The organism is Caballeronia sp. LZ035 (assembly GCF_031451175.1).
Classification (GTDB): domain Bacteria; phylum Pseudomonadota; class Gammaproteobacteria; order Burkholderiales; family Burkholderiaceae; genus Caballeronia.
Genome location: NZ_JARUXS010000003.1, coordinates 1171937 through 1184450 on the forward strand (window position 1 = coordinate 1171937; position 12514 = coordinate 1184450).

General features: G+C 65.9%; 8 protein-coding genes. 2 read left to right on the forward strand and 6 right to left on the reverse strand.

What is annotated here, in order from left to right; all coding sequences use genetic code 11:
* Nucleotides 1–15: 15 nt before the first annotated feature.
* The 4 genes from QCE88_RS28020 to QCE88_RS28035 all read right to left on the reverse strand — a co-directional run bounded on the left by QCE88_RS28020 (nucleotide 16) and on the right by QCE88_RS28035 (nucleotide 4024).
* Nucleotides 16–1470: a mechanosensitive ion channel family protein gene (locus QCE88_RS28020; RefSeq protein ID WP_309908132.1), complete on the reverse strand. Its 1455-nt coding sequence runs from the start codon at nucleotides 1468–1470 to the stop codon at nucleotides 16–18.
* Between the two features lie 72 nt (nucleotides 1471–1542).
* A complete protein-coding gene (locus tag QCE88_RS28025; protein WP_309908133.1) occupies nucleotides 1543–2490 on the reverse strand; it encodes a LysR family transcriptional regulator in 948 nt (315 codons plus the stop codon).
* Between the two features lie 57 nt (nucleotides 2491–2547).
* Nucleotides 2548–3822 carry an MFS transporter gene (locus QCE88_RS28030; RefSeq protein ID WP_309908134.1) on the reverse strand — a complete coding sequence of 425 codons (1275 nt, stop codon included), beginning with the start codon at nucleotides 3820–3822 and terminating at the stop codon, nucleotides 2548–2550.
* Between the two features lie 73 nt (nucleotides 3823–3895).
* Nucleotides 3896–4024, reverse strand: a complete 129-nt coding sequence (locus tag QCE88_RS28035) for a hypothetical protein (RefSeq protein WP_309908135.1) — start codon at nucleotides 4022–4024, stop codon at nucleotides 3896–3898.
* A 403-nt stretch (nucleotides 4025–4427) separates the two neighbouring features.
* Here QCE88_RS28035 and QCE88_RS28040 point away from each other — a divergent pair, with 403 nt between their 5' ends.
* Together QCE88_RS28040 and QCE88_RS28045 are read left to right on the forward strand one after the other, a co-directional pair.
* Entirely contained in the window at nucleotides 4428–4631 is a 204-nt protein-coding gene (locus QCE88_RS28040) for a hypothetical protein (protein ID WP_309908136.1), read from the forward strand.
* A 54-nt stretch (nucleotides 4632–4685) separates the two neighbouring features.
* The gene (locus QCE88_RS28045) at nucleotides 4686–5792 is read left to right on the forward strand and encodes an NADH:flavin oxidoreductase/NADH oxidase (protein WP_309908137.1); all 1107 of its coding nucleotides are present in this window, start codon (nucleotides 4686–4688) and stop codon (nucleotides 5790–5792) included.
* A gap of 16 nt (nucleotides 5793–5808) precedes the next feature.
* Here QCE88_RS28045 and QCE88_RS28050 read toward each other — a convergent pair whose 3' ends face one another.
* The gene (locus QCE88_RS28050; protein ID WP_309908138.1) at nucleotides 5809–11352 is read right to left on the reverse strand and encodes an AAA family ATPase; all 5544 of its coding nucleotides are present in this window, start codon (nucleotides 11350–11352) and stop codon (nucleotides 5809–5811) included.
* 209 nt (nucleotides 11353–11561) lie between these two features.
* On the reverse strand, nucleotides 11562–12374 hold the full coding sequence (locus QCE88_RS28055) for an enoyl-CoA hydratase/isomerase family protein (RefSeq protein WP_309908139.1): 813 nt from the start codon (nucleotides 12372–12374) through the stop codon (nucleotides 11562–11564).
* Between the last annotated feature and the right edge of the window lie 140 nt (nucleotides 12375–12514).

The window sequence follows — 12514 nt, forward strand, 5'->3', positions numbered from 1 at the left end:
CTCGCTTTCAACGCTTCAGAACTTGAGGTCGTGGAGCTTGCGCACGCCATCCACCAGCCATTCGAAAATCGATTGCTCCGAGTGCGCAGCCGGTGTCGGCGTGCCGAGCGCATCGAGTGCTTTCTGGCGGCGCGACAGTTGCCGGCACATCAGCTTCGCCACTTCGGGATTGGCCTTCAGGACCGGTGTGAGATCGTCCTTCTGCAAGCGGTACACCGCCGTATTGGTCAAGGCCGTGACGGTGACCCGCGCGGCGTGCCCGGCAAGCAGCCCGGTCTCGCCAATGGCATCGCCGGGACCCAGCCGTCCGACGCCCACCTGCTCCGCGCCCTCCAGCGCCATCACGTCGAGCACGCCGGTATCGACGATGATGAGACTGTCCGGCACCGTCTCCGGCGTCATGACGACCTCGCCCGCGTCGTACTCGTGACGCGAGAGCCGCGGCGCAAGCTGCGCCAGTTCGTCCGCGGCCAGCGGCGCGAACAATTCAAAGCGCCGCAGGATCTTCACGCGCACGTCAGCGTCCGCGACGTTTGGCGACGTCGCGCCGAGCGAGCGCAACTCGACGCCCGCCGCCGCCAGATGCCGATAGCACAGGTCATAAAGCTCGTTGATGACCGCGACCTTCTTGCCGCTGTCATCGACATACGCCGTGGCCTCGTACAGGAACGACACCGGCGTGACGCTCTTGACCATCGCGAACGGCGCGGGATCGGGCAGGATCGCGCGGACGCTCTTCAACGCGCGATCCACTGCATCGAGCACGATCTTTGGCCGCGCCTCGGGCGAAATCTCGATGACGATACGCACGCCATGCAATGCCGCCGGCCGGCTGCTGTTCACGATCTTCGCTTTCGCAGCCACCGCATTCGGCACGATGACGACATCACCCAGCGCAGTCAGCAAATTGGTCGAGCGCCAGTTCATCTCCAGCACCTTGCCGTCCACGCCGTCGATGCTCACCCAGTTGCCCACCTCGTAAGGCTCCGTGCTGTTGATGACGATGCCCGCGAAGACATCGCTGAGTGTGCTCTGGATGGCCAGGCCCAGCACGATGGCCAGCGCCCCCGAAGTCGCGACGAGCCCGCGCACCGGCAGTTCCAGCACGAAGCCGAGCGCCGCGACAATCGCCGCGAGAAACACCACCGCACCGAACACGTCCTCGAAGAGCCGCTGCCGGCGCCATGTCCTCGGCAGCAGCAGCGTATCCAGCGCCATGCTGAGCAGACGCGCGCCGGTCAGCCACCAGATGATTTCGAGGATCTGTCCGAGCACGTGCAGCGTCATCGACCCGGCCAGCGGCGCCTGCGAGAACGGACTGAGCCCGGAACTGAACAGCACGAAGCTGAACAGCGAATAGATGACCAGCCGGATGAGCAGGCGCGTGACTTCGTTGCGCGGCAGCGCGCAGGACCAGGCGGCGACATCGATGGCAACCAGTGCGAAGCCGAGAATCAACGAATGGTCCACGCCCGCTCCGGAGAGGAAGGTTGAAGGCACGCGCACGCAGCCGCGTGCGGAATCCGCCGCGAGAGCCGCACGTCAGCCGGAGGGCGCCACCGCTTCGCGGCACTCCATCACGCCGGAGGGCGCGACGTGCATCCGGTCGCGAATGTGATCGGCGAGGAAATCCAGAAATGCCGTGATGCGCGCCGACAGACGCGTCTTGCGATAGAACACCGCGTGAATGGGCCGGAGCGACTCCAGCGTCATCTCGGGCAGCACTTGCACGAGACGCTCGGTGCGGCGCGCGTCGCAGGTCATGTAGTCGCTCAGACAGGCGATGCCCACGCCGTCCATCGCGAGCGCAAGCAGCGTTTCCCCGCTCGATGCGCGCAGCGCCGGACGCGCCTTGTAGACCGCCGCGCCGTCGTGACGGAGCGGCCAGTGATTGAGCGTTTCGAGTTGCGAATAGCCGAGCAGCGTGTGGCTGGCGAGGTCCGTCGTGGCGGCCGGCCAGCCCGCGCGTGCCAGATAGGCGGGACTCGCGAGCAGACGCTGACGGCTGTCGCCGAGCTTGCGCGCATGCAGCGACGAATCCCTCAGCGTCCCGATGCGAATCGCAATATCCGTGCGATGCTCGATCAGGTCGATGATCTCGTCGCTGCTGTTCAGTTCCAGTTCGATGTCGGGATAGGCGGCGTGAAAGTCCGCCATCAGCGGCACGATCACATGCTGCATGAACGGCGTCGCGGCGTTGACGCGCAGACGCCCCGCAAGCTGACTGCGGCGCGAGATGGTTTCCGCTTCGGTGCGCTCGACCGACGCGATGATCGTGCGCGACTGATCGAGAAAGAAGCGTCCTTCGTCGGTCAGTTCGAAGCTGCGCGTCGTGCGCCGCATCAGCGTGGTGTCGAGCTTGCGCTCCAGGCGGCTCAACTGGCGGCTCAGCGCAGAAGTCGGCAGATGCAGCTTTTCGGCGGCGCGCGTGAGCGAACCCATGTCCATGATGGCGATGAACGCGGACATCTCGTCGAGCGTGATCTTCATGACGACGCTGCACTGAACGTGACGGAGCGACGAGTGACCATCGGCATGACGTGCATCTCACGACACCGCGACAGTCTGGCGCGCGCGCGACAGCGTGCCGAGAAACACGAGCAATCCGGCGGCAGTCAGCGCGAAGCCCGCCCACGCCGGCGACAGCAAGCCCCAGCCCGCCCCGATGGCCGCCCCGCCCGCCGCCGCGCCGAGCGCATTGGCGACGTTCAGCGAGGCAAGGTTCATCGCGCCCATCAGCGTCGGCGCTTCGGGCGCGAACAGCGTGAGACGGACCTGGATGGTCGGTATCGCAATCATCATCGTCAGGCCGACGCCGAACAACGCCGGCATCAATATCCATTCGCGGGAACCGAAGCTCGCGAGCAGCGCGAGCACCACCAGCGCGGACCCGAAGCCGACGATCAGTCCGGCAGCCGGATACGCATCCGAAAGACGCCCGCCCACCAGATTGCCGATCGTCATGCCGACGCCGAACAGCGCGAGCGCCAGCGGAATGCGCGAGCGGTCCAGCGAGGCGACGTCCGTCACCAGCGGGCCGATGAAGGTGTACACCGCGAAGATGCTCGACACGCCGAGCGCGGCCACGGTCATCACGGCCCAGACGCGCGGCTTGCGCAGCGCGCCGAGTTCCTGCCCGAGCGGGCCGCCGTCGAGCGCCCGGTTGCGTGGCAGCCATGCCCACGAAGCCAGCAGCGCGAGCACGGCGATTGCCGCTACCACCACATAGGTCTGCCGCCAGCCGAGATGCTGGCCGAGGAAAGTCGCAAGCGGCGATCCGACGATGGTCGCCACCGTCAGCCCTGCCATGACGATCGCGAAGGCCTTGCCCGACTGTCCCTCGCCGACGACATAGGAGGCCACCACGGCGCCCGCGCCGAAATAGGCGCCCTGCGGCAGTCCGCTGATGAAGCGCGCCGCCGCGAACATGCCGAGATTCATGGCCGCCGCGGAAAGCAGATTGCCGACGATGAACAGCCCGATCAACAGCAACAGCAGCGTGCGGCGGTTGAGCCGGCTCGCCATCAGCGTGACGACGGGTGCGCCGATCACGACGCCGAACGCATAGGCCGTGATGGCGTTGGTCGCCTGCGCGAGACTGAGGTCGAGACTCGCCGCGAACAACTGGATGATGCCCATGCTCGCGAACTCGGAGGTGCCGATACAGAAGCTGCCGAGCGCCAGCGCGAACAGCGTGAGCCCGCGCCGGTGCGCCTCGGCCTCGTTGGTGCAATGCACCGGCACAGCGTGGCACTGCGCCTCGAAGGCTTTCTCGTGCATGAGCGCGTTCCGGTCGAGTGAATGTCCCTCGACGATAGGCATCCCGGACGCTCCATGCACAGGACAATGCGAAGCCGCAAAGCGCGCGATCCCGCAAATGCGCGACGCATGCGTGTCATTGCAGGCAGATGGAACGGTAATCCACGGTGCGCCGGTAGACGCTCCTGCCCAGCCACGCAACGAAGGTGTATTCGATATAAGCGTTGCTTCCGACGAAGATCCAGTTCTGTAGCGCGGGGACCATGGCGACACACTCCTTGCACGGATGACACGACGGCGAGCGTCTCGCCATACAGGGAAGCTTAGGTTCGCGAAGGGCGCGTCGCAATCGTACCGTGGCATACATGCGCACTGCCGCCGGACAGCGGCGCTATACGTTGGTATGAAGACGCAACGGAAGGCCACAAACCGGACGCCTGATTTCTCAGACCCTTGCCGAACGGTTCAAGGCGAACCGGCAAAAAACCGGCATACAGGAAAGCAGCGCACGCGGTGCAGGGGCAATATCGCTTCACGCAAATGCGTGCCGTGTCTCCTCGGACAGAACCGTTTCTGTCCTTCGCGCCCGCTCACGAGCGGGCTTCTTTTTTTGCCCCCCATTGGCACACGCGCGCTCTTTCTCTCGCTGAACTCGTCGGAGGTGGAAAATGAAAGCGTTGAAACCTTTTACTTTCGTGCTGCTCGCCTGTTCGCTGGCCTCGACGGCCGCGCTCGCCCAGGCCCCCGCGCCCTCGTCCACGGACGCCGCGCCGATGCACAAGCATCATCCCTTCGGCGAACGCCGCTGGAACAGCGCGCCGGAAGAATGCGTGGGCCCCTCAGGCTACTGCGTGCCCTACTTCGGCAGCTGACCCCGAGCGCGCTTCTTTCACCCGCACCCGAACCTGTCCGGCAAGGAGACGCTCTTGGCCAAACCTGCTCTTTTCACGCCGATCCACGTAGGCAAGCTCGAACTCAAGAACCGGATCATCATCGCGCCGATGTGCCAGTACTCGGCCGTGGACGGCTGCATGAACGACTGGCATCTCATTCATCTCGGGCATCTCGCGCTCTCGGGCGCGGCGCTGCTGACCATCGAGGCGACGGCGGTGGTGCCCGAAGGCCGCATCACGTATGCCGACGTGGGCCTGTACGACGACGCGACACAAGCCGCCATGCGCCGCACGCTGGATGCCGTGCGCCATGTGTCGGATATGCCGGTGGCCATCCAGTTGAGCCATGCCGGGCGCAAGGCGTCCACCGAAGTGCCGTGGAAACCCAGTCAGCAGTTCGCGCCGGATACGCCCCACGGCTGGCAGACCGAAGCGCCCTCCGCCGTGGCGTTCGCAGACGGCCAGACGTTGCCGCATGCGCTCGACCGTGCGGGACTCAACCGCATTCGAAACGCTTTCGTCAGCGCGGCGCGGCGCGCGCACGACGTCGGTATCGACGTGATCCAGCTGCACGTGGGGCACGGCTATCTGCTGCATCAGTTCATCTCGCCGCTGTCCAACCGGCGTGAAGACGAATACGGCGGTTCACTCGAAAACCGCATGCGTTTCCCGCTCGAAGTGTTTCAGGCGGTGCGCGAGGCGTTTTCGCCCCACAAGCCCATCACCGTGCGCATCTCGGCCACGGATTGGGTGGACGGCGGCTGGAGCATCGAGGAGACGGTCGAATTCGCACGGGTGATGCAGAAGCACGGCTGCGACGCGATCCACGTCACCAGCGGCGGCCTGCATCCGGCGCAACAGATTCCCGTCGGGCCGAACTATCAGGTGCCGCTCGCGCGCGCGGTGAAACACGCGGTGGAGATTCCGGTGGTCGCCGTGGGCCTCATCACGGGCTATGAGCAGGCCGAGGCCATCGTGGGGACCGGCGATGCCGACATGATCGCGCTCGCGCGCACCATTCTCTACGACCCGCGCTGGCCCTGGCATGCCGCCGCCGAACTCGGCGCCCGGGTGCGCGCGCCCAATCCTTACCTGCGCTCGCAGCCGCGCCGCTTCAAGGATCTGTTCGAGAGCGAATAAAGCCAGGCCCGGTGCGTCACGCGCCGGGCTTCCTTGCTGCGGCCAGCCGCAGCTCGAACACCGCGCCCTGCGGCTCGTTCGGCAGCACGCGCAAGGTGCCGCCGTGGGCATCGACGATGGAACGGCAGATCGACAGCCCCATGCCCATGCCGGTCGCCTTCGTCGTGTAGAACGGTTCGAAGAGCTGCTCGACATTGGCCTCGTCGATTCCCCGCCCCGTATCGCTCACGGCGATGATCACGTCGCTCTCACCTTCGTCCAGGCGCGACACGATGCGCAGGTCGCGCGTCGTGTCGGACGTTTCCACCATCGCTTCGACTGCGTTCATCATCAGGTTCATGAGGATCTGCTGCAATTGCACGCGGTCTCCTTCTACCGGCGGCAAGCCCCGCTCCAGTTCCGTCTCGACGCGCACATGCTGCTTCGCCGCCTCGCCGCGCACGAGCGCGACGACTTCATGCACGGCATCGTTGATCGCGAGATGTTCGTGGCGCACCGGCGCCTTCTTGACGAGTTCGCGGATGCGGCGGATCACATCGCTGGCGCGCGTGCCGTTGTTGACGACGCGCGTGAGCGCCGCATGCACTTCGTCGAGGTTCGGCGGGCGCGCTTCGAGCCAGTGAATCGCGGCCTGGGCGTTGAACACGGCCGAGGCCACCGGCTGGCGGATTTCATGACTGATCGAGGCGGTCAGCTGCCCGAGCGTCGCAATGCGGTTTGCATGCGCCAATTCACGTTCGATCTCGTGAAAGCGCCGCTCGCTGTCGCGCGCAGTGGCCTCGGCACGCTTGCGTTCCGTCAGGTCGACGACGAAGGCCACCAGCTGCTCGGTCGCGTTGCCGAACATCGCGGCCCCCAGCAGCACCGGCACGCGGCTGCCGTCGGAGCGGATGTATTCCTTCTCCACGGGCTGCAACGCGCCGTTCCTGCGCAACTCGGCGATGCTCCGCAGGTCCTGCTCGTGCCACTCGTCCGGCGTGATCTCCATGCAGTTGACGCGGCCCGCCGCGAGGTCCTCGCGCGTGTAATCGATGATGCGCAGGAAGGCGTCGTTGGCTTCGTAGATGGGACCGCGCAGATCCCAGATGAACACGCCGACGATATTGGCATCCACCAGCCGCCGGATGCGGGCCTCGCGTTCGGCGAGGTCGCGATACAGGTGCGAGATTTCGAGCGAGGTCGCCGCTTGCGACGCCAGCAGTTTCAGCACGGCGACGCGGCTCGCGTTGAACACATGCGAGACCAGATTGTTTTCCAGATAAAGCAGCGCGATGGGCTTGCCCCGGTGCACCAGCGGCATGCAAGCCACCGAGCGCGCGTGATGATCGCGAAAGTAGGGATCGGCGGAGAAGTCATGCTGGCGCGTGGCATCGTCGACGATCACGTTCTCGCGCATCCGGAAGGCAAACTGGACGACCGAGATCGGCACGCGGCCGGAAGTCAGCGACGCGTTCTCAAGATTCACGCTGATGATGCCGTCCACGGTGCGGGCTTCCGCCTCGATGCGCAGACCGTTCTCGTCGCTTGCGATCAGCAGGCCGCGCTCCGCTCCCGCATGTGAAATCGCCGTGCGCATGACCGTGTGGATCAGGTTGTCGAGCACGATCTCGCTCGAAATGGTCTGCGACAGACGGATCACCGTGACGAGATCGAGATGCTCGACCGGCGCCTCGATGGCCTGCATCCCGCCACTCTCCCGATACCGGTGCGCAAAGCGCGGCAAGGCGGCGTCGATCTGCCTGACCTTGGCTTTCGCGCCCCAGCGCATGAACGCATCGCGCGCGTTGCGCAGGTACATCTGCGCGATTTCCGTCAGCTCCTGCGCCGCATGGAAGCGCGCCGCCGCCTGGCACGCGACGGCTTCGTTGTGAACGAAGCCGTTCGCCCGCGCCGAGCGGATCGCGAGGTCATAGAGCCGCTGCGCCGCCACCACGTCGCCGTGCAGCCGCGACCATTCCGCGCTCACCAGCAACGCGCGATTCTCGAAGTTCTCGGGACAGTGCCGCGCCCAGACTTCCAGCTGGCCGCGATGCGCGGCGATGGCTTCCGCATGGATGTGCCGGTCCTCGGGCGTGGCGGTGTCCCAGCAGGCCGCATGACTCAGCGCGCCGTAGAAGTGAAACTCGGCGGTCTCGAACTGCGACGTGCCGACCCACAACAGTTGCGCGGCGTGGTGCTTCGCCTCCAGCGCGTCCGCGAATTCATCGGCGAAGTAGCGCGCCTGAAGCTTGCGGACCCAGTAATCGAATGCCGGCAAGGCCAGTGTCGGCGATTGCGAGAAGTGCGCTTCGAAGGCGGCTTCGTTGAAGGTCTCGTCGTCGAAGCTGCCGAAGCGTTGCGTGAGACCGCACAGCGTGCGGACCAGGCCGCGATACGTAACGAGCATGTCGCTCACCAGACCGAAGCGCACCCGCTCCGAGATGGACAGCGCCACGTCGATCTCGGTCTTCACGTCGTCCAGCGGATCTCCGACCGAAACGTGGTTCTGAATCAGATCGCAGCAGGAATACAGCGTGTAGGTCAGGTCGCCGGTTTCGCTCGCCATCTTGAAGGCGCGCTGAATGGGCTTGCGTCCTTCGCGCACGTGCCGCGCCCACGGCACGACGATGTTGCCGAACGAAGTCGAGGTGCGTGCCCGATAGCGCGTGAGGCCGCGCTGTTCGACGAGTTCATGACCGAGACAGCCGAAGCGGTAGCCTGCTTCATATTGATCGAAGAACGGCCCGGTATAGGCCGCGAGCCATACGTAGGCATAGCAGGACGCGTCCGCGTTGCCGTGTTCCAGGCTCAGCCGCACCATCCGGCACAGCACCAGCGCGCAGAGGTTCGAATCCGTGAAGAAGGCGGGCGTCACGATCTCGCTCAGCACGTCGAGGGTGTCCTGCACGTCGGGGTTGTCGAGCAGCGGCAACCGGATGAGATCCTCGATGTCACGCCCGCCCAGCAGCGCGCCGATGCGCGCATATTCCTCGTGGACCGCCTCGCGCGATGGATGCGCCGACCAGTCCGTGCCGTTGCGGCGCAGATAGTCGAGACAGATGGCCACGCTGCGTTCGCTCAGGTCCTGCGTCGTGCAGAGCGTGATGCGCAGGCGCGTCACCTGTGCGACGTGATGCCGGGTGCGCGCGCGCTGTTCCAGTCCGGCGAGCCGCGCCTCGGCTTCCGACATGCGGGTGCACAGCAACTCGCATTCGGCACGCAGGAATTCGATCGAGAAGCTCAGCTCGTAGCGTCGATCCCAGTCCTCGTCCGTCAGCAGATCGCTGCCTGCGGCGAGATACGCCAGCGCCGAAGCGTACGCAGCCGAAGCCTTGGCGCGCCCGCCGGCAAGCAAGTTGAGCGCCGCGACCTGCTCGCGTTCGTCGTCATCCACGATCGACGAGGCCGCGCGATTGAACTGGCCGACGATTTCGAAGACCAGCTCTTCCCGCTGCCCCGGTGGCGTGTGTGCCAGCAGCAGCCGCGCGATGCGCAGATGCGTGGCGGCACGCTCGCAAGCCGGAATCAGCGCGTAGGCGGCTTCCTGCACGCGGTCGTGCAGGAAGCGGTAGGCGGTGCCCGTGCGCAGCACGAGCCCGGCCTGCACGGCGGCAGCCAGCGCCTCGCGGACGTTCGGGCCCGGCATCTCGCAGATGATCTCCAGCGACGCCAGCCGCGCCGCATTGCCGACGCACGCAAACTGCCGGAGCACGGCCTGACAGCCGGGCGGCAGGCGCGCGAGCTTCGCGACCATCAGATCGACGACATTCTCCGTATAGCCTTTCGCGTTGATGCGGTCGAGGTCCCAGGTCCACTGGCCGCTGATGTGATCGAACGCGACGAGCCCCTCTTCACCCAGCGAAGTCAGGAACTGATGAACGAAGAACGGATTGCCGCCGGTCTTCTGATGCAGCATGCGCGCCAGCGGCACGGCCTTGGTGGTCGGACAATGCAGCGCGTCGGTGACGAATTGTTCGAGATGCGCGCCGGCCAGCGGCCGCAGCGCGATCTCCTGCACCGCGACGCCCGCCGCGCGCAGATTCGCCAGCTTGCGCATCAACGGATGATCCGGGCCGACTTCATTGTCGCGATATGCACCGATCACCAACAGATGCCCCGACTCGTTCTGCATCAGCAGGTCTTCGAGAAAATCCAGCGTGGCCATGTCGAGCCATTGCAGGTCGTCGACGAACAGCGCGAGCGGATGATCGGCACGCGCGAAGACCGCGATGAAGCGGCGGAACACCATATGGAAGCGGCGCTGCGCATCCTGCGCGGACAGCACGGCGACAGGCGGCTGTTCGCCGATGACCTTCGCCAGGTCGGGCACGAGATCGGTCATCAACAGGCCGTTCGCGCCGAGTGCGTCGCGCAGCGCGGTGCGCCACGCGTCCAGTTCGCTCTCGCTCTTGCTCAGCAACATCCGCACGCCCGCCTGGAACGCCTTCGCCAGCGTGGCGTACGGAATGCCCCGGTTGATCTGGTCGAACTTGCCGGCGAGGAACAGCCCGCTGCGCGGCAACAGCGCCTTGTGCAGTTCGTTCACCACCGCCGACTTGCCGATGCCCGCATAACCCGACACCAGCAACAGTTCGGCGCGGCCGCGCTTCACGACGCGATCGAACGCATCGAGCAGCGTGTCGCGCTCGGTCTTGCGGCCATACAGCTTCTCGGGCACGAGCAGCTTGTCGGGCAGATCGACCTGACCCAGCGCAAAGCCCGCAATGCGTCCATGCGCGTCCCAGCGCGCCAGACACTGGCGCAGGTCGTGGGCCACGCCGCCGGCCGTCTGGTAGCGTTCCTCGGCGGTCTTGGCGAGCAGCTTCATCACGATCGCCGAAATGGCCGGCGGCACCGTGCCCAGCACATCGGCAGGCGGCGCCGCCTGGGTCGCGATATGGCAATGCATGAGCGCCATCGGGTCGGTGGCATCGAACGGCAGGCGGCCCGTCAGCAGGCGATAGAACACGACGCCGAGCGAATACAGGTCGCTGCGTGAATCGACCGAACGGTTCATGCGGCCGGTCTGCTCGGGCGCCATGTAGGCCGGCGTCCCGGCGATGAACTCCGGCGCTTCCGGCGACTGCATCTCCTGCCGCAGCGACGACGCAATGCCAAAGCCCGTGATGCAGACCGCCCCGGTAGAGCGGTCCATCAGGATATGGGTGGAATTGATGTCGCGATGCACGAGGCCTTGCGCATGCACCTTGCCGAGCGCCGACGCGATGCTCACGGCCAGGCGCAGGAACGCGGCGGCATCGAGCGGCGCGGACAGCGTCGTGAGCGGCTCGCCGTCGCAGTGCTCGAACACCAGCAGCATGCGGCCCTGCTCGCGCATCAACGCCACTGGACGCAGCGTGGACCCGCCGGCAAGCTTCGGCGCGAGCGCATATTCATGGGCGAGCCGGTCGATCACTTCCGCGCGCGGATGCTCCTGCACCGGCGTCATCAGCAACACCGGCTCGGAGCTCGCGTCATCGAGGCGGCGCCTGCCCCGGTAGACCATGTATGCCCCGTCCTCCCAGGCAGCCTGGAAAGGTTCGACAGCCACCGACTCGTGGTTCGACGTGATCAGGGTCATGGACAAGCTTCCGTGGCGGCAAGGGCTTTCGCGCGGGAGCATGGCAATGCTCGAGCGGCACAGTCATGGAGTGGGAGCCGTGGCGGTTCGCGGATCGATGCGCCGCTGGCGGCTGGTGGAAGCGCCGCAGCACGGCGTGACGTCGAAGGTACCTTGACGGCCGGCAATCCGCAACAAGGGCCGTCATCGCGACTTGCCTGGCGTCGTGCTCATGATGTCTTGCCGGCGGAAGACAGCCGCCGCCAGATCGGCACGTTGGCGTTCGCCGGCGATTTCCTGGCGCAGGACGCGGACCTCGGATCATGCGCTTCGGACCCGCTGACGGGCGACGGCGAGCCTTCGATATCGTTCAGCAACTTCTTCGCGATGCGCTGTTCCAGGGGTGAGAAGCCAAGCAGTTCGTGCACGAGGGCGTCGGTTGCGCGTTCGAGTTCGGTATCGACGACGAACTCGGTCGCCACGCCCCATTCGTACGCTTGCGCGCCGCGTATGTAGCGCGCGCGCATGACGATGTCCTTGGTCCTGCCGATGCCCACCGTCTTCAGTAACCTGGCCGCTGCCCCGGCCCCGCCGGACGCGCCCAGCTTGCGCGCGGGCAGCGCATACAGCGTGGTCTCGGTGGCGATGCGGAAATCGCAGGCCAGCGACAGTTCGAAACCCGTGCCGAAGCAATAGCCCCGGTTCGCGGCGATCACCAGCTTGCTGCACCGCGACGGCGCGTCCATGTGCAAGGCGAGTTGTGCGCGCTGCGCAGGCGTTGCATCGGCGACGCCATCGACGTCGCCGCCGCTGCTGAAATGCTCGCCCTCGGCGCGCACGACGATCACGCGCACCGCGGGGTCGGTGTCCAGCGCGCTGAATACCGCGCTCAGATGTTCGCCCTGACGCAGCGAGATCAAATTCAGCGGCGGCCGGTCGAGCACGATGTCCACGCGACTCCCGCCCTGGTTCGTCTCGACGCGAAAGCCTTCGAGATGGCCGAATCGGTCCGGACACGCCCCGTGGTCCGCAAGCGTCGCCATGATCATGTTCCTCTGCGTGCAGGTTTGGATTGCGCACCACTGCGCAATCGCCGGCATTCTGGTCCATGCCATGCTTGAATTATGACCGCGGTTCGGCGACGTTCGGATTAACCAAGGTTAAGCGTGGTAAAGATCGCCTG